Annotated in this window: 15 protein-coding genes and 1 riboswitch; of the genes, 7 read left to right on the top strand and 8 right to left on the bottom strand. The window is 54.7% G+C overall.

Features of this window, described 5'->3' with window-relative positions:
* Window positions 1–66 precede the first annotated feature (66 nt).
* Window positions 67–1,803 carry a putative bifunctional diguanylate cyclase/phosphodiesterase gene (locus NI000_RS28115; protein ID WP_253414671.1) on the bottom strand — a complete coding sequence of 579 codons (1,737 nt, stop codon included), beginning with the start codon at window positions 1,801–1,803 and terminating at the stop codon, window positions 67–69.
* A gap of 143 nt (window positions 1,804–1,946) precedes the next feature.
* Entirely contained in the window at window positions 1,947–3,614 is a 1,668-nt protein-coding gene (locus tag NI000_RS28110; RefSeq protein ID WP_253414670.1) for a copper resistance CopC/CopD family protein, read from the bottom strand.
* 307 nt (window positions 3,615–3,921) lie between these two features.
* On the opposite strand from NI000_RS28110, the gene NI000_RS36830 reads away from it, so the two are divergent.
* From NI000_RS36830 to NI000_RS28100, 3 genes are all read left to right on the top strand, one after another.
* Window positions 3,922–4,053, top strand: a complete 132-nt coding sequence (locus NI000_RS36830) for a hypothetical protein (RefSeq protein ID WP_301292730.1) — start codon at window positions 3,922–3,924, stop codon at window positions 4,051–4,053.
* A 67-nt stretch (window positions 4,054–4,120) separates the two neighbouring features.
* Window positions 4,121–6,346 (top strand): ribonucleoside-diphosphate reductase subunit alpha, encoded by a 2,226-nt coding sequence (locus NI000_RS28105; RefSeq protein ID WP_253414669.1) that lies wholly within the window; start codon window positions 4,121–4,123, stop codon window positions 6,344–6,346.
* Between the two features lie 324 nt (window positions 6,347–6,670).
* A complete protein-coding gene (locus tag NI000_RS28100; RefSeq protein WP_010499619.1) occupies window positions 6,671–7,708 on the top strand; it encodes a ribonucleotide-diphosphate reductase subunit beta in 1,038 nt (345 codons plus the stop codon).
* A 97-nt stretch (window positions 7,709–7,805) separates the two neighbouring features.
* Here the strand turns inward: NI000_RS28100 and NI000_RS28095 are convergent, their stop codons facing one another.
* The 3 genes from NI000_RS28095 to NI000_RS28085 all read right to left on the bottom strand — a co-directional run bounded on the left by NI000_RS28095 (window position 7,806) and on the right by NI000_RS28085 (window position 11,606).
* On the bottom strand, window positions 7,806–9,362 hold the full coding sequence (locus NI000_RS28095) for a methyl-accepting chemotaxis protein (RefSeq protein WP_253414668.1): 1,557 nt from the start codon (window positions 9,360–9,362) through the stop codon (window positions 7,806–7,808).
* Between the two features lie 111 nt (window positions 9,363–9,473).
* Window positions 9,474–11,159 (bottom strand): GGDEF domain-containing response regulator, encoded by a 1,686-nt coding sequence (locus NI000_RS28090; RefSeq protein ID WP_253414667.1) that lies wholly within the window; start codon window positions 11,157–11,159, stop codon window positions 9,474–9,476.
* A 63-nt stretch (window positions 11,160–11,222) separates the two neighbouring features.
* Entirely contained in the window at window positions 11,223–11,606 is a 384-nt protein-coding gene (locus tag NI000_RS28085; RefSeq protein ID WP_253414666.1) for a response regulator, read from the bottom strand.
* A 213-nt stretch (window positions 11,607–11,819) separates the two neighbouring features.
* On the opposite strand from NI000_RS28085, the gene NI000_RS28080 reads away from it, so the two are divergent.
* Window positions 11,820–12,203, top strand: a complete 384-nt coding sequence (locus NI000_RS28080; RefSeq protein ID WP_253414665.1) for a hypothetical protein — start codon at window positions 11,820–11,822, stop codon at window positions 12,201–12,203.
* 12 nt (window positions 12,204–12,215) lie between these two features.
* On the opposite strand, the gene NI000_RS28075 is transcribed toward NI000_RS28080, so the two are convergent.
* The gene (locus NI000_RS28075; RefSeq protein WP_375541012.1) at window positions 12,216–12,638 is read right to left on the bottom strand and encodes a gamma-glutamylcyclotransferase family protein; all 423 of its coding nucleotides are present in this window, start codon (window positions 12,636–12,638) and stop codon (window positions 12,216–12,218) included.
* 194 nt (window positions 12,639–12,832) lie between these two features.
* Here NI000_RS28075 and NI000_RS28070 point away from each other — a divergent pair, with 194 nt between their 5' ends.
* Window positions 12,833–12,973, top strand: coding sequence for a hypothetical protein (locus NI000_RS28070; protein ID WP_036687748.1), 141 nt, complete (start codon window positions 12,833–12,835; stop codon window positions 12,971–12,973).
* A gap of 339 nt (window positions 12,974–13,312) precedes the next feature.
* On the opposite strand, the gene NI000_RS28065 is transcribed toward NI000_RS28070, so the two are convergent.
* Window positions 13,313–13,621 (bottom strand): CD3324 family protein, encoded by a 309-nt coding sequence (locus NI000_RS28065; protein ID WP_253414664.1) that lies wholly within the window; start codon window positions 13,619–13,621, stop codon window positions 13,313–13,315.
* A gap of 762 nt (window positions 13,622–14,383) precedes the next feature.
* Window positions 14,384–14,486: riboswitch (purine riboswitch) on the top strand.
* Between the two features lie 166 nt (window positions 14,487–14,652).
* Between NI000_RS28065 and NI000_RS28060 the strand changes: the two genes are divergently transcribed.
* Window positions 14,653–15,252, top strand: a complete 600-nt coding sequence (locus NI000_RS28060) for a xanthine phosphoribosyltransferase (protein WP_253414663.1) — start codon at window positions 14,653–14,655, stop codon at window positions 15,250–15,252.
* Window positions 15,253–15,297: 45 nt separating this feature from the next.
* On the top strand, window positions 15,298–16,623 hold the full coding sequence (locus tag NI000_RS28055) for a nucleobase:cation symporter-2 family protein (RefSeq protein WP_301292736.1): 1,326 nt from the start codon (window positions 15,298–15,300) through the stop codon (window positions 16,621–16,623).
* 98 nt (window positions 16,624–16,721) lie between these two features.
* Here NI000_RS28055 and NI000_RS28050 read toward each other — a convergent pair whose 3' ends face one another.
* The gene (locus NI000_RS28050) at window positions 16,722–18,305 is read right to left on the bottom strand and encodes a bifunctional metallophosphatase/5'-nucleotidase (RefSeq protein ID WP_253414662.1); all 1,584 of its coding nucleotides are present in this window, start codon (window positions 18,303–18,305) and stop codon (window positions 16,722–16,724) included.
* Window positions 18,306–18,492: the final 187 nt, after the last annotated feature.

Below are 18,492 nucleotides of genomic sequence, written 5' to 3'. Positions count from 1 at the left end.
AGCCAAACAACAAAGAAGCGTTCCGGCCCTCGCATTGGACGAGGCTGGAACGCTTCTTTGTTTCCGTCAAGCGGGAGGCCGCAGCATCAGATCGGTAAATTCGTTTGCCGGAACAGGCTTGCTGTAAATATAGCCTTGAATTTCCCTGCATTTGATATCGAGCAGGAAGGAGAGCTGCTCCTCCGTCTCGACCCCTTCGGCAATCACGTTCAGCTTCAAGCTGAGCGCCATGGCCATAATCGCCTGGACGATGGCAGCGTCGTCGGGATCGATCGTAATGTCGCGGACGAACTGCTGCGCAATTTTGAGCTTGTCGATTGGAAACTTCTTGAGATAATTGAGGGACGAATAACCGGTGCCGAAATCGTCCATCGAGATATGTACGCCGAGCTCGCGCAAGGTTTGCAGCTTTTGAATGACTTGATCCACGTGGTACATCGCAATGCCTTCGGTAATTTCCAGCTCCAAATACCGCGGCTCCAGCCCGCTTTCCTGCAGCGCATCGAGAACGACCTGGACAAAATCGTGCTGGTGAAACTGAATCGGAGAGATGTTCACCGCCATCTTCAGCGGCGGAAACCCGGCGAGCTGCCATGCCTTGTTCTGCTTACAGGCCGTGCGCAGCACCCATTGACCGATCGGAATAATCAATCCCGTCTCTTCGGCCAGCGGAATAAATTCACCCGGCGAGATAAAACCGAGCCTCGGATGATTCCAACGGATCAGCGCTTCCATTCCGTTCATGCGGGCCGTGAAAATATCGACCTGCGGCTGGTAATACAGGACGAACTCCTCCTGCTCCAGCGCTTTGTTCAGCCACTCTTCCATCACCAGCTTCTGGATGACCGTATCGTTCATCTCGGCCTTGTAGAACTGGTAGCCGTTTTTCCCGAGCTCCTTGGCCCGGTACATGGCCGTATCGGCATTTTTCATGAGCGTAATGGGATCTTCCCCGTCCTGTGGATACATTGCGATTCCGATACTACAGCCCACACGAAGCTCGTGGCCGTCTATAGCAAACGGCTGGCTGAGCAGATGAATGATTTTCTGCGCCACCTTCTCGGCATCTTGCGGCTGTGACGTATCCTTGATCAGTACAGTGAATTCGTCTCCGCCCTGCCGCGACACGCAATCGCCTGCCTGCAGTCCGCTTTTGAGCCGTTCCGCGGCTTCCGTCAACAGGAGATCGCCGAACGCATGGCCAAACGTATCGTTGACGTTCTTAAACCGGTCCAGATCGATGAACATGACGGACAGCTTGCGCCCCGACAGCTTGGCCTTCCGGATCGACATACCGACGGTTTGCTGGAACTTCTGGCGGTTCGGCAGCCCGGTCAGCATATCGTGATAGGCGAGGTACGTAAGCTGGCGTACCGTAAACTCCCGGTTGCGCATATCCGTCAGCATGAAGTAAAGGATCGGTGTCGTGAGCAGACCGAGACCCGCCAGATCGGCCGTTGTTCTCATCAAGTCGACAGTTTGCCATGACGCATAGCGCACCGCCAATTCCACTATCTCTGCGAACGCCATAATCACGACGGCCGGGGCCAGCGCCCGAATCGGCTTGGTGCTGTTTTTCCGAACGGCCGCATTAAGGATCGGTGGGACCAACAGCACGGTCAAGCCCGATGTCATGAAGTCCAACGGGTCATTAGGTACGCCAAGCAACTGTTTGAGCGAAAGCAGTACGATTTCCGCACCGGCCATGACGCACCCCAGATGCAGAAGCGCAGCGTGCCGGTACAGTTTATGCCGCCATTCCCGCAGCAGACCCGAACCTACAGGACTCCGTTTTTTTGCCATGTCGATCCTCTGCTTCCTCTTATGAAGGGTTTTCTTTTATTCTAATTCCCCAGAACCAAAAGAACAAGAGGACTTAGTCATAAAGACCCATATTCATCGACATAAAACGATAAAACCCAACATAATCTTTGGCGAAATTACGATCAATACACACGGAACGTATGTTCATATACCGTTTCGTCGTCATTGCTGTCAAGAACCCGTACTTCCAGCTTCCAATGGCCGGGATAAGGCAAATAAGCTCCGCGCGTTTTATACGTATATCTTTTTAACCCGAACGACTCCTCGAAGCTCACATCCTCCGTATATTCGACAGGCACCACGAGCGGCGCAATTTCCGGATTGTCCGTCGCCTGCAGCTTCATGATCACCTGCTTCGGTTTGCCGAGCTTTTCGGGAAGCCACACTTTTACGGCAAAATCGTTGACGCCCGGCACGTTCGGACTGACCTGCGCGGTCATATGGATCTTCTCGCCCATCACATGCCAGTTCATCGGTTCATTGGCCGGAAGCGGGGTTAAATAAGTAAATACGCCGACGACGCCAACAACAAGCGTCATCAGCACGGCATCGACTCCAAGCAGGCGGCCTGCACTCCGTTCGCTGCTTTTGCGGAACAAGAAGCGGATCAGCGCCGCGGTCACGACGACCAACAGTACAAGCCCGGTCTTCGCCAGAAGCAGCTTGCCCCACCCGGTCTCCACGATATACCGTACGTCCGGGAGAAAAATGAACACGGTCAGCACGCCGGAGACGGTCAGCAGCAAGATGCTAACCAGCGCCGCCGTAGAGAAGCGCGGAAGGAACCGTTTGCCCAGTTCCTTATCCGTACGCCACAAGACGAGCAGCATCAGCAGACCTCCGACCCATACCGAAGAGGCGGCCAGATGAAGCCAGTCCAGCACGAGCGTTTCGCTTTTCGGTTCGAAAGCGGCCGCATGCCCGAGCAGGCTTTTGGCGAACCAGACGAGCGCAAGCCAGATATAGTCGAGAAAGACGCTGCGGTACAGCACGACAAAGGACAGCAGCGCCAGCAGCAGCCCTCCGAGCCAGGCGTAGCCGACCGTCGTTTGGGTGAACAAACGGATCAGACCTTCCGCTCCCCCGTCGCCGATCAGATCGCCCATATGCGCCCACATGAACAAAATATATGCGATCAAATAGAGCTGCTGCAGCCGTTCCGCCCACTGCCTTAGCCGGACGCGGGACGGATCTGTTTTTTCTCCGGGAGCAAACCAGCGCAGCCAGAGCAGCCAGCCCGTGAAACCAAGCAAAGCCAAATAAAACAAAATGCGCGAGCCGAACTGCAGTACATCCTTCACTCCAAACGTACTCATCGGACCGTCGTGGCGGTGCAGATGCTCAATCGCAGGCGCGCTGCCGCTGACGCCCGACGGCTGGTCCAGACTTTGGCCGACCGCAAACAAATAAGTGCCGTCCACGGGATGCCCGTCCGCCGAGATGACGTGATAAGTCACCACATAGATGCCTTTGGTGAGTCCCGGCAGGTCTAGGGTCAAGGTCGTGCGGGTATCGTTCATCACGGCCGCTTTGTCCGTCACCTTGCGCTTGCTGCCGTCGTAGACCCTTAAATAGTACAGCCCTTCCTCCAGACGCTCGTTAAACGTCAAGACCACCTGCTCCGGCGGCTGCTCCAACTCCGCACCGTTTGCCGGAACCGTCTGCACGAGGGAGGCGTGCGCTCCGGCCGGGGCCGCAGACCCGAACAGGTACATAAAGCCGAACCCGACGATCAGCAGCCATAAGACAAGCCTCCTGTACGTCTCTCCCCAATTCCCTCTCCATTCCATTTGATTCTCCTCCTATCGTTCACCGGAGACCCGGTGTCATCATCCCATGACCTCAATTTTTATCGCAAAAAAAGGCAGGTTTCCCATAGCCCATAGTAAATGTAGCATAAAACGCAATAACAAACCAAATTCGGCGTTTTTTCGCGATTTTGTCCTAATTAATTGGCGATTCTCGGCCGAAATAATAGATTGACAGAGAAGCGGCGATGCGGTAAATTCATGATATTGCTTCGCGAAAACAACTACATATTGTAGGTGTAAGAATCAACAACTACGACATATTGTGGAAACTCGTTAGGGTATCGCTATGATAATGAAGCCGCACCCGCACGGTTCGTCAGGCCTGATCGGCAGCGAACCGGCAGAACGACAGGAAGACGCTTCAGAAGCGGGAACCCTGCCCGTTACCAAACATTTGACGCTTCGTATGAAGCGTTAGCGGCATGCGTCTGCCTGCAAGGCGGCGGCATGCTTTTTTCTTTGAACATTCCAAAGGAGCTGAATGCATGATCATCGTAAAACGGGACGGCACGAAGGAAGAACTCGTGTTCGCAAAAATGAAAAAAGTCATCGACTTCGCGTGCGAAACTTATCCGGAATGCGATCCGCTGGAGCTGGAAACCGCTCTGCTCCCCTTATTCCGCAACGGGATTACAACCAAGGAAATCCAGCGCCTGCTCATTCAGGTTGCCGTGGAAAAAACAAGCGTCGAGCAGCCGAACTGGCAGTACGTCGCCGCCAAGCTGCTTTCCTACGATCTTTATAAGGAAGCCCGTTTAAACCGTAAGTACGGCCATTTCGGCTACGGCGATCTGTATTCGCTGATCACCTATTTGACCGATATGGGCTTGTACGGCAAATACATTCTGGAGCATTACAGCCGGGAAGAAATCCAGGAGCTCGGCACTTACATCAAGCCGGAGCGCGATTACCTGCTGAACTACATCGGCCTCAAAACGCTCGCCGACCGCTATTTGATCAAGGGACTGGACAAAGAAGTGCTGGAGCTGCCGCAGGAGCTGTTCATGGGCGTTGCGATGCACCTGGCCATGAAGGAAACGGATAAGCTGCGTTGGGCGAAGCAGTTCTACGACGTGCTCAGCAATCTGGAGATGACGGTAGCGACGCCGACGCTGGCGAACGCCCGTAAGCCGCTGCATCAGCTCTCCAGCTGTTTTATCGATACGGTCCCGGACAATCTGTGGGGTATCTACAACGTAGACCAAAGCTTCGCGCAGGTATCCAAGCACGGCGGCGGCATGGGCATCTATGTCGGCAAAGTGCGCAGCCGCGGCTCCAACATCCGCGGATTCAAAGGTGTCGCCGGCGGCGTCGTGCCTTGGATCAAAAACTACAACAATACGGCCATCGCCGTCGACCAATTGGGCGTCCGTTCCGGAGCCGTCGCCGTCTACCTTGACGTGTGGCATAAGGATATTTTGGACTTCCTGAACCTCAAGACGAACAACGGCGACGACCGGATGAAAGCCCACGACATTTTCCCGGGCGTCTGCATCCCCGATCTGTTCATGAAAACGGTCGAGGAACGCGGCACGTGGTACTTGTTCGATCCGCACGAAGTGCGCAAGATCAAAGGCTACTCCATCGAAGATTCGTGGGGCGAGGAATTCGAAAGCCGCTACTGGGATTGCGTGAACGACGACAAAATTTCGAAGGACGAAATTCCGGCCATCGATATTATGAAGCGCATCCTGACCAGCTCGTTCGAAACCGGCACGCCGTTCGTGTTCTTCCGCGATACGGTGAACCGCGCCAACCCGAACAAGCACAAAGGCATGATTTACTGCTCGAACCTGTGTACCGAAATTTGCCAAAATATGAGTGCCACCGAGATGATCCAGACGGAGCACGAGGACGGCATCATTACGACCAAGGTGAAAAGCGGCGATTTCGTCGTCTGCAACTTGTCGTCGACCAACCTCGGCCGCGTCTATACGAAAGAAGACATCGAGCGCGTCGTCACGACACAGATGCGGATGATGGACAACGTCATCGACCTGAACTACTATCCGATTCCGCAAGCGGAAATTACGAATAAAAAGTACCGCGCCGTCGGCCTCGGCTCCAGCGGGTACCATCAAATGCTGGCTCAGCTCAAAATTCAATGGGAATCCGACGAGCACGTGCAGAAAGCCGACGAAGTATACGAGTGGATGAACTATTACGCCATCAAAGCGTCGATGGAAATCGCCAAAGAAAAAGGCGCCTACCCCGTATTCGAGGGCAGCGAATGGCAGACCGGCGAATACTTCGAAGCCCGCGGCTACAACAGCCCGGAATGGCTCGAATTGAAGGAGCAGGTCGCGAAACACGGCGTCCGCAACGGCTGGATGTTCGCCATCGCGCCGACGGCATCCACCTCGCTCATCGCCGGCTCGACGGCCGGGATCGATCCGATCTTCAACAAGTTTTTCGTCGAAGAGAAGAAGAACGCCGTCATCCCGCAAACCGCGCCGAACCTGAACCCGGAAACGATGTGGTTCTACAAGGAAGCGCACCGGATCGACCAGCACTGGAGCATCCGCGCTGCGGGCGCCCGTCAGCGCCATATCGACCAATCGCAATCGTTCAACCTGTACATCACGCCGGAGCTGTCCGCCCGCGAGTTTCTTGAAATGTACATGGCCGCTTGGAAGCATGGCCTGAAAACCGTCTACTACTGCCGCAACAAAAGCCTCGAAGTCGAGGATTGCGTAAGCTGCAGCGCGTAGATGAAGATTTTCTGTATCCTAATCCGTTAGGGCCGGGCGCGCTTGAGCGCCCCTCCCCAACGAAAAAACCCGGAGTTCGCGGGCGGCAGCGAAGCGCGCCGCCCAATGAACTCCAACGCTCTAAACGTAAAGCGTGTACATAAGACTCTTTGCATTTGCAAAGAGTCTTATGTACGAAAGCGATCCACTGTCAACCGTCTCTCATATGCACAACTTCACTCAACCGACCCTTTCCGGGGTCCAGGGGGCCGGCGCCCCATGGGGTCCTCCCTACTAGGGAGGATTTAGGAGGGTCATTTTCATTTTAGGGGGTAGAAATCACTTATGGAGCTTCAAAAGAAAAAGCTGTTTAACGAGCACGGCGACCGGGATTGGGGCAAGCGCCGCATGATCGGCGGCAACACGACGAACCTGATCGAGCTGAACAACGTCAAATACGACTGGGCAACCAAGATGTACCGCACGATGATGAACAACTTCTGGATTCCCGAAGAAATCCCGCTCGCGCAGGACGCGAAGGACTACAAATTCCTGTCGCCCGTGGAACGCCAAAGCTACGACAAAATCATCAGCTTCCTGATCTTTCTCGATTCGCTGCAAACGGCCAACCTGCCGAACATCAACGAGTACATCACCGCTCCGGAAGTTAATCTCTGCCTGACGGTGCAGACGTTTCAGGAAGCCGTGCACAGCCAGAGCTATTCGTACATCCTCGATAGCGTCTGCTCGGCGGAAGTGCGCGACGACATCTATAACCAATGGCGCGAGGACAAGCATCTGCTGCGCCGCAACCGGTTCATCACCGACCTGTACGAAAGGTTCATCGAAACGCCTTCCACGGAAAACCTGATGCGCACCATCATGGCCAACTACATTCTCGAAGGCATTTATTTTTACAGCGGCTTCAGCTTCTTCTATGCACTTGGACGCCAAGGCAAGATGCTCGGCACCGTCTCGGAGATCAAGTACATTCAGCGCGACGAGCTGACGCATCTGGCGCTGTTCCAGAACATCTTCCGCGAAATCCGCAAGGAAAATCCGGAGCTGTTCACCGACGAGCTGATTGAAGACCTGCGCCAAATGATGAAGACGGCCGTCCAGCACGAGATCGAATGGGGCCAATACATCACGAACAACAACATTCACGGCCTGAGCAACGATATCATCGACCAGTACATCAAATATTTGTCCAACGAACGCCTGCGCAAGCTGGGCCTGGAAATTTTGTACCCCGAAGTTGTCGAGCATCCGATGAAATGGGTCGAGACGTTCAGCAACATGAACAGCATGAAGACGGACTTTTTCGAGCAAAAGGTGACCAACTACAGCAAATCGTCCAACCTGAACTGGGACGACCTGTAAGCCGGATTCCCAACGCGCTTAACGATTAACAAAAGCATCCCGCTTCCTTTGCCTTCACGGCTGCGAAGCGGGATGCTTTTTCGTGTAATCGTTTGCTTTATAAAGAAGACATATGCTTTTTCCGTTCCGTCTGCAGCTCGTGGCAGATCGTCTCCAGCTCCTTCGCGAGCTGCGTTAGCCCTTCCGTTGAAGCGGTGATCGACTCCATCGCCGACAGTTGCTCCTGCGACGAGGAGAGCACATGATTCGCTCCCGCCGCACTGTCGTCGGAAATGCGCGCCACCTCGTTCAAGGCCGCCGTCACCTGCTCCGACCCTGCCGACATTTGCTGGGCAGCGGCCGAAATATCCTGGATTTGATCGCATACTTTTTTCGCTTCGTCGACAATGAGCCGGAATACATCCCCGGCCTCGTTCACCGCCGTATGGCTCGTTTCCACCTGACCGGCGCTTGCGCGCATCACCGATACGGCCGATACCGTCGCCTGCTGAATCTCTTCGATCAGCTGCGTGATTTCACCCGCCGACGCTTCGGCTTGCTCCGCGAGCTTCCGGACCTCGCGCGCTACCACGGCAAAGCCCGCTCCGTGCTCTCCTGCCCGGGCCGCTTCAATCGCTGCATTCAGCGCAAGCAGGTTTGTTTGAGAAGCTACCCCGGAAATAAGCGTAGCGATCTCTCCGATTTCGACGGACTGCTTCTCTAGGCGCTGTAGAGCCGCAGACACTTCCGTCGAGGAGCTTTTCAAAGCGCCAAGCTGCGATACCGCATGACCGATCGTATCGTTGCCTTTCTCCGCTTCCTCCACCATGCTCATCGACGCCTCCGAGACGGTTGCCGACGATTCGGCTACGCGCTGTATGCCGATCGACATCTCTTCCATCGCACGCGCGCTGTCTTTGCTGGTCTGCGCCTGCTCTTCCGTTCCCGACGCCATGTTTTCCATGGAGGTCATGATCCGGCGGTTCGCCAGCAGCGTTTGCTCGGTGTTCTCATTGAGCCGTCCCACATAATCGACGAGCTGCTCCGAGCTGTCCGTCAGTTTGTTTAGAATGTTGCCGAGCAGCTTCTGCTTCTCATGCTTGTCCGCTTCGAGCATCGCCACGGTTTCCTTTTTCTTCGTGATTTGCCATACGGTTGTTCCTGCTGTCAGCAGAAGGAACACGGCATGAATCGCCAGCATTTCGAATCCGTACCCGTCCTTGCCGAACACAAGCTCCGAATACAGCCAGTAGGCGGCGATGTACTGCAGGGCGAACAAAGCCGTCATAAGCCAAATCAGCTTCGTATCTTCATAGAAGGCCATCAAGGCGATAACCATGAAGATCGAGAAATAAAATTCCACCATCCCGCCCGATCCGACGATCATCGCCATACTCGTGAATGTCATGGACAGCGCATTGAACAGCGGAACGTAACGATGATGCCCCTTCCAAAATAACAGCGCAGCGACGACTAACAGAATCAGCGGAGCCCCCAAAAACACATTAAGCAGCACCTCGTAAGCCAGCAGGTCGTGCTCCGATTTAAAGACATGCACCCATCGAAATAAAGCGCATGCAAACACGGCCAACAAGTACGTTCCGAACGTCACCGGCAAGGTCATCCGGTTTTTAATCGCCAACACATCGGGCTTCGTGGATAACAAAAAGCTCACATCCTATTCACTAAGGTCGAAGCTATACTCTTTATCACATATTATATCGGTCGGAAGTCCTATTTTTTATAGGTAAAAATGAAAAAACCGTGACAAGTCGTCGTCACGGCCTCAGCTTAAATCCAGCAGTTCCTTCACCTTGAGCTCCAACTCAACCATGGAAAACGGTTTATGCATATAAGCGTTCGCTCCAAGCTGCATCCCCCGGCTCGTATCCTCCTCCCGGCTGCGCCCCGAAAGAACGAGCATTTTCGTATGGGTCGGCCGCGTGCCGCGCTCCCTCATCCGCTCAAGCACACCGTACCCGTCGAGACGCGGCATCACGCCGTCGAGAATACACAGATCGATCGTGCTGCCGAGCAGCTCCAAATAAGCCTCTTCCCCGTCGGCCGCCTCCTTGAAATCGATCGGGAGGTGCTTGAACTTCGCCATGAGAATCGAGCGCAAAATATTGTCGTCGTCGGCAATCAGCACCGTCTTGCGTGCCGCCTCGTCCGTCTCCGTGCCGGCAGCGTCGCCGGTATACAGCATCACCCGGTTACGGCCGCTTTGTTTAGCCTCGTACATCGCATCGTCCGCCCGTCGGATCCACTCGCTCAGCGTAAGGTCAGGCTGCCACTCGGACACGCCGGCCGAGAACGTAATGTGAAACGACTGGCCCTCGTTTTGCGCGACGGGTCCTTGATGCGTCAGCCTCAGGATGCCTTCGATCGTCTTTTTGGCGTCGGCGGCGGACGTACCGGGCAGCACTACCACGAATTCCTCGCCTCCGAAGCGGGCGATCAGATCCGTGGCGCGCAGATTCGTCTGCAGCAAATAGGCGAGGCCTTGCAGCACCAAATCCCCGACCGGATGCCCATACGTATCGTTGATCGATTTGAACCGGTCGATATCGATGAATACCATCGAGATCGTCCCGGGGTACCGTGCGACGCGCTGCAGCTCCACTTGAATTTGATGGTCGAAATACCGCCGGTTGTATACTCCTGTCAACGGGTCGCGGAATGCCATTTGTTCGAACGTTTTGGTCCGCTTGAGCAGGCTGTAGATGCGGGCGGCCAGCTCTTCGTATTGAAACGGCTTGACCACATAGTCATCCGCGCCCAAGTAGAAGCAGCGGACCTTGTCATACACGTCGCTGCGCCCGGACAGCACGATCAAGGGCACGAGCTTCAAATTCGGGTCTTCTTTCAAAAATTCGAACAGCTCGTAGCCGCTGTCAGGATGCATCATGAGATCGAGCGAAATCAAGTCGTACGAACGCTCCCGGATCAGCCGCTGCGCCGATATGACGTCCGCAGCCTCATCCACCTCGTAGCCGTCCAGCTTCAGACGCCGGACCAGATAAGCCCGCAGCACTTCGTCATCGTCGATCACAAGCAGCCGTTCGCCCTGCGGAGGCGTGAAGGTGCGCTGCAGTTGCTCCTGCTGCTCGTCCAGCTCCAGCTCTCGTGCAGTTGTATCGATCTCCAATTCCAATTCGAGCACCAGCGCAAGGGAAGCCTGCGAACACCGCCGAAACCGCGCCCGAACCGACGGTTCCGTCACAGCTTCCTCGTTCTGCGACCATTCCCAGTGCTCGACCAATTTCTCGGCGAGCGCCCCGATGCGCATAAAACCGAACATCGGCGCGCTGCCTTTCAGCGTGTGTACGATACGGTAAAACCGGAGGGCTGTCTCGGACGCATCCTCCGGCTCCGCATCCCCGGTCCAATGCCGCAGCTGCTGCAGCTGCTTGTTCAGCTCGCGAATATATTTTTTCCGGCCTTCCTTCAGCAGCCGGGCCTCTCGTTTCATCCGGTCGTCAGAGGGTGTTTGATGCAAAGCCTTCACTTCCCGTCTCCGGTATTAATTTATCGGTTAACGCGCATCGCGCCGGATCAGCTCTTCCACGGTATCCAGCAGTTGCAGCGGACTGAACGGTTTGACGATATATTGCGTAACGCCCGCCGCCTTGGCACGTTCCCGGTCTTTGTCCAGCGCTTTGGCCGTCAAAAGAATGACCGGCGTATCCGCATTCGGATTCGCATGGCCGCGCAGCCATTCGCAAACTTCCACTCCGGTGCGTTCGGGCATCATATAGTCCAGAATAATTAAGTCGAATGGCTGCTCCTGCAAATAGGCGAGCGCCTGCGCCCCGTCCTCCGCTTCGGTAAGCTCGTATCCTTCCTCGGCCAACGTTTCCGTTAACAAGAACCGCAAGGCCGCTTCGTCATCGGCCAATAAAATTTTATAAGGTGTCATAAGCCGTCGAACGCTCCTTCATGGTGCATGCTCTATGGAATCATTATAGCACGGATGATTGTCGTAGGGTTACAGGGAACTTTTCAATCGTATATAGTTCTAAAGCACCATTTCATAAACCAAAAGGACTATGATACGATAAACATACTACAAAATTTTGATGAAAACTTTACTTTTTCCGAGCACTTTTTCCTAGCTGAAAGGAAGGACAAAATGAATCCCGTGGACCATCTGATCAAAAAAGTATCCATGTACGTTTCGTTCGGCCAACCCGTTTCGTCCGGGTCCTTGGTTAGCCAGCGCTTGTCTGACCCGCGCATGCCGATGCAAGCGTTTTATTTGACACTCCAGCCCAAAAGCGAACAAGAGCATTACTATCATGAGGTTTGGCTGAAAAAAGAAGGCTCGTTTGCCATTACCGAGGCGTGGTACAAAGACAGCTCGGTCACCCGAAGCCTGGTTCAGGACAATATTTCGTATGAGCAGTTGATCAGTGCAATCGGCGAGGAACAGTCGCATCATGTCGTTCTGCGAATGACGGAAATCGTCAAGAAGTCGGAACGGGAGGATTGGAGACCGTACGCCAGACGCGCCTGATTGAGGCAAGCTTCAAGGCATGCTGCCAAGCTCTTGCTTCCTGTGGGCATATTCGCGCCAGGATCCTCCTGCAATGCGCGGATATCCCCGCGGCTCCTTCCACACGTAGATCCACCCCTCGCACTCTTCCCGCCGGCTGTCGCGCACCCAGACGCGTTCATAATCGTTCCGCGCGCCGGGTCCGTAGTACTCCTCCAGTTCATCCATCCGATTCAGACCTACCTGCGTCACGACCAGCCATTCGCCTTCGATGCCCGTCTCGCCGCCGCAGCCCGACAGGACGAGTCCGGGATAAGCCCCCGCATCGAACAATGCGCCGTGCACCCGTCCGGGTCGGACCGAGAGCACATAAGGCGCGACCACGTGATGGTTCGATTCGCCGACCAACAGCGTTCCATAGACGAAAACCCGGATCAGATCGGTTCCCTCCTTCAAGCCAACCGGCGAATGGTTTCCCTGATGACGGTTGCCGGCTGGTGGAAATTCCATTTTCTTCTATCATACCATAAGCCAAGCTTGGGGAATCGGGTGATTTGCCCTATCTTTGAATGCATGCCGTGTCCGAAAAAAGCGGACCGGCATAAATTGTCCATAAGACAAAGTCTGCGGGGGGAAGGGGGGAATGCGCCATGCTTAGTCCCGAAGATGCGAACAAGATCATCCGCTTTTTGTCGGCGGCTTATTTTTGCACCGATTCGGATCAGGCGCGTAAAGAGTTTAACCGGTTGGCCAACGAGCTGCGCAAAGCTTCCGGACAGCCGGAACAATAAGGGACCGAAGACAAACACGCCGCTGCAGGAAGCGGCGTCAGAGTGTTGAGAAACCCTAGAGTAGAAAATCTTAGACAAATAGAGGTGGGGTATATCCCGTAAGAGTTTACGTCCGCCTTTAAAACCCGTGAAAATACCGCTAATTTTAATCAAGTTCACGGGTTTCAAGAGCGGCTGGAGGGATATACCCCACCGGCGTATGCTGAGAATTTTATACGCTAAACGGGTTTCTCAACAAGCTCACGCCGCTGTCGCGCGGAGAATCAAGACAATAGAAAAAAGCCAAAAGCGTCCACTTCTGGCTTGTTCCGTTTGCGATTATGTTCGCTATCCTTCCGGCTAGTGCCTGGTGGACGCCGTTTCCTGCTGCCGCGAATTTAGCCCGCGGGTTTTCACGATGATTTTACGAATGCTGTCCTCCGACAGATGAAACTGACGGATCAGCTCGGTGACTGTATGTCCGTTCTCATACAGCCTGAAAATCTCGAAATTCCGACGCATAATCGACTGCCGGGTGCCGTTGTTCTCACCCCAGCCTGCGCGGGTCTGTTCTTTTTTCGGTATATAAATGATTTCGCCTTGAATATAGTCCTGCAGCTGCTTGAGCAGGCTAGGCGGCAAAATATCCTTCCCATTCTTGTACCCCACCGATGAAAGCCTCCTTTCGTGCCATGTTGGCCAAAGCCTCGAAAGTTATAAGCATTTTCATCTTTACACCTCCTCTGAGTTTTGCCGGAGCAAAACTGACGTCGCAAGCATTAGGGGCATGAAATTCAGGATAAACGTCTACGCCGTCCTTGTCATCATTAAGGATAAGCGCGTTTATCAAGGTTGATGCGAAGCTATAAGTTGCGTTAACTTATAAGTTCCTTATCAACAAAAAAACACGATCGCCATATCGTGCCTGAATGCCTCTATATGTCATGTATCATTCAATGACGGTTCAGGTGACGGTGAAGGAGAAAAATGCTTATTCACTTGTTAGCAAACCCTTTTCCTTTGTTCATTGTGTCTACCATTGCACGACACTCCTTTCACCTGAAATTTTTTGAAGACACGGAATTACTCTTACATTATAACCCATCGATTCTTGTATTGTCCATCCGCGAATATATAAGGGGCCCGAAGGCCCCCCTTGACTGGCGTCTCCGCTTACGCGAAGACCACCTCGGATACCGTAATCATTGTTTCTGATCACTCCTTTCCTTAAGCGTCAGCTGGCCGGCTACATCTCCTATTAACTCATAATCGGCTGCGGTGCCGCAAGGTGGAAAACTTTTATAACGATTTTATCCTTATCCTGTCTGCTGCTGCGCCTCACGGAAGCTTATGCCGGGAAAACGCCGTTTCCCGTATTTTGAACTGGCGCAAACCGCCCGCATCGTATATAATGGCATACAGTAAAGCACCGGAAACGAATATAAAAAAGCTCGTATAATTGCAGGATGAATCGGCCTGCGAGTCTCTACCCTGCCTCCGCAACGGCAGGACTACGGGCGGTACACATACGGACGCAGAAAGGAAGACCGCCGCTGCTTGCAGCCCGGCCGACCGTTTTGCGCCTTTTCTTGCTTTTGCGTATCGCTCGATTGCCCGTTTCTCTTATGCAGAAACGGACGAATCGGGCTTTTTGTGTTTATCGGGCTTAGGATCTTGTTAACGTTCGGGAGGAAAAAGTAATGGAACTGCTTAAAAACAAAGTGCTGCAGGAAGGAATCGTGCTCGGAGATCAGGTACTTAAGGTCGACTCGTTTCTGAACCATCAGGTCGATCCTGTCCTTATGATGGAGATCGGCAAAGAATTTGCCGCCCGTTTCGCCGGCGAACGCATTACGAAGGTGCTGACCATCGAATCGTCCGGGATCGCTCCCGCCGTCATGACGGCGCTGCAGCTCGGCGTGCCGCTCATTTTCGCGCGCAAGCGCAAATCGCTGACGCTTCGGGACGATCTGCTTACGGAGAAGGTATATTCCTTCACCAAGCAGGAAGAAAGCGAAGTATCCGTCTCCAAAAAGTTTTTGTCGCCCGGCGACCGGGTGCTGCTGATCGACGATTTCCTCGCCAACGGCGAAGCGGCGTTCGGGTTGGCCCGGATTGCCGAGAAAGCGGGCGCTACGGTAGCAGGGATCGGCATCGTGATCGAGAAGGCTTTCCAGCCCGGGGGCCGGAAGCTTCTGGACGCAGGCTATCGCGTAGAGTCGCTCGCGCCCGTCGCTTCGTTGGCGGACGGACGGGTTACGTTCGCGGACAAGCCTGAGCCGCAGACGAATCCGGTATAAAACCACGCCCAATAATCCATTCCCGGAGGGATCCTTCCTGTGTCTATGAATGCAAAATCAACCAACCAGCCGCCGATGAGACGGTTTTCGCTCGGCCTGCAGCACGTGCTCGCCATGTACGCCGGCGCCGTTATCGTGCCGCTGATTGTCGGCAGCGCGCTAAAGCTGTCGCCGGAGCAGCTCGCCTACCTGGTCTCGATCGACCTGTTAACCTGCGGTGTCGCGACCCTGCTTCAAGTTTGGAGCAACCGGTTCTTCGGCATCGGCCTGCCGGTCGTGCTCGGCTGTACGTTTACGGCCGTCGGCCCGATGATCGCCATCGGCAGCCAGCACGGCATCTCGACCGTCTACGGCGCCATCTTGGCCGCGGGCTTGTTCGTCGTCATCTTTGCCGGGCTGTTCGGCAAGCTGATCCGTTTCTTCCCTCCGGTCGTGACCGGTTCGGTCGTCACGATCATCGGGCTCACGCTCATTCCCGTAGCGCTGAACGATATGGGCGGCGGGGTCGGCAACCCGAATTTCGGCGCACCGGTCAACCTGCTGCTTTCGTTCGGTGTGCTCACGTTGATTATCGCCATGAACCGCTTTTTCACCGGCTTTTGGCGGGCGATCTCGATTCTGCTAGGGTTGATTGTCGGGACGCTTGTCGCGGCGCTGCTCGGTAAAGTCAGCTTCGCTCCGTTCCATGAAGCTTCCTGGTTTCATATGGTGCACCCGCTTTACTTCGGCATGCCGACGTTTGAAATCACCTCTGTGCTGACGATGATTCTGGTCGCTGCGGTCAGCTTGGTGGAGTCGACCGGGGTCTTTCTGGCTCTCGGCAAAATATGCGACCGCGACATCCGCTCCGAGGATTTGACCCGCGGCTACCGCGCGGAAGGTCTCGCGATCATTCTCGGCGGCTTGTTCAACGCCTTTCCGTATACAACCTACTCGCAGAACGTCGGGCTTATCCAAATGAGCGGCGTCCGGACGCGCGACGTGATCATGACCGCGGGCGGCATCTTGATCGTCCTTGGCCTGATCCCGAAAGTTGCGGCGCTGACTACGCTGATCCCGACTCCCGTGCTCGGCGGCGCGACCGTAGCCATGTTCGGTATGGTCGTCTCTTCCGGAATCCGCATGCTCGGCTCACAGGTCGATCTGAACAACCATGAGAACCTTCTGATCATCGCTTGCTCCGTCGGCATGGGCCTTGGCGTGACGGTCGTTCCGACGCTGTTCAACCAACTGCCGCAAGCCGTGCAAATTTTGACCGGCAACGGCATTGTCGCAGGCAGCTTTACCGCGATCGTGCTGAATCTGGTGTTCAACCTTCGGCGGAAACCGTCGGTTGCCAATGCTTCACAGCCTCAAAGCGCCGCGAACTGACATCAGACAACCTCCGGACATCATATAAAAAGACTGCGGCCTGTGAACGCATAGTTCACAGAACCGCAGTCTTCTTTTTATCCATATAGCTAATGATTTTAGTCCCAAACCACTTCCCAATTCCGGTTCAGCGACGCTTCAATCGTTCCCCGCTCCATAATATAGCCGGCCAGCAGCTCCGCCATATCGGTCGGAATGTCCTTCACAACCGGTTTCCCTTGGAACATCGGGTAGTTTCCGCCGCCCGCCGCCCGGTAATTGTTCATGACGACGTCGTATTCCGCATCCGGGTCGACCGGCTTGCCGTTATACCGCAGGTCGACGATCCGCTGTCCTACCGGACGAGAAATGTTGATCCGGTATTCGATGCCTTCCCACATATCGTAATTGTAATGCTGCGGCTTCGGATCGCTGAATTCCGCACTCACTTGCACCGGGCCGTTTCCGTCATATTGGGCAAAATACGAGGCCGAGCGCTCCAGGGCGGCGCGGATATCCTGCCCCGACACCCGGATGACCTGCAGCGTGTTCGGATAAATATAATTGGAGACAATGTCCCGCATCGTAATATGCTCCGGAAATCCCGGCGAGATGTTGTCGAACAGCGCAGTGTTCGAGATCGGGGCCCCCGACAATTCCATCTGCACCCGATTGATAAACTCGATGAGCGGATGCTCCTTCAACCGGACCTGCATCGGATCGGTGACGCGCATGTCGCCAAGCAGACGCCCGATCGGCTGATCGAGCCATACCTGTGCAAGGCGTTCATGCGGCTCCACGATCCCCAGCACCGCAGAATCGGGCGCTTCACCCTGCGGGGACACCAGCTCGGACGCGGCTTCCAGAACGCGCCAGCTTCCCGCTTCCAAGCCCAGCGTCAGCGTGACTTTGCCGAGCCAGGCGCCTGCGCTGCCAGGCTGCACGACCGTCACCCCGTTGATGTTCGTTCCACTAATCGAACGGTGCTGGTGACCCGTGAGCAGCACGTCGATGCCTTCCACCTCGCGGCAGAGCGCATAGCCTTGATTTTCTCCCGTCAACGGCTCCGTCGGCTCGCCGGATTCCAAATGCCTCTCGAACCCTCCGTGATAAGAGACGATCACGACGTCCGCTCCCTCTTGCTCGCGCAAATGCTTCACCCACCGCTTGGCCGTCTCTACGGCATCCTCAAACCGCAGGCCCGCGATATGCTCGGGCTTCTCCCAATGCGGGATGTAAGGCGTCGTCAGCCCCAGCACGCCGATTTTGAGCCCCTGCTCGAGCGTCTTCACCAGATAGGGCTTGCCGAAAAACGGTTCGCCAGTCGCCTCATCGACGATATTGGCGCTGAGCCAAGGAAAGCTCGATTCCCCGACCGCTTTGCGCAGTAACTCCATCCCATAGTTGAATTCGTGATTCCCGATGACGGCCGCGTCGTACCCGAGCTCATTCAAGCACTGAATCATTGGATTCGGCTCCCCGACGTTCAGTTTGGCGTGATGATACGCCAGCGGCGTCCCTTGAATCAAATCCCCGTTATCGATGAGCAGCAGCGGCCCGCCCTTTTGGCGCTCCTTGCGAATGATCGATGCGATTTTGGCCAATCCCGTTTCCGTTGCGCTGTTGTTGGCATACTGAATCGGAAGCAGCGATCCGTGAAGGTCGCTTGTTTCCAGGATCGTTAATGTCAGCTTTTGAACCACCTTGCATTCAACTCCGTTTTTCCATGAATTGAATCCACTATATCAAATTTAGCGCCCGAGAACCATGCATCGGGATTCAAAAATAATTTTCGACATTTTTAGGGCTCTTTCACAAAAAATTTACTATGGGTCGTACTATTCTGTGGTATAGTAAGAAATGGATTTTGATCCAACAAGTTAACAGGAG

The organism is Paenibacillus tyrphae (assembly GCF_024158745.1).
Lineage (GTDB): Bacteria > Bacillota > Bacilli > Paenibacillales > NBRC-103111 > Paenibacillus_G > Paenibacillus_G tyrfis_A.
The sequence above is the reverse complement of the archived record's forward strand: the minus strand, read 5'-3'. Positions and strand labels throughout refer to the sequence as shown.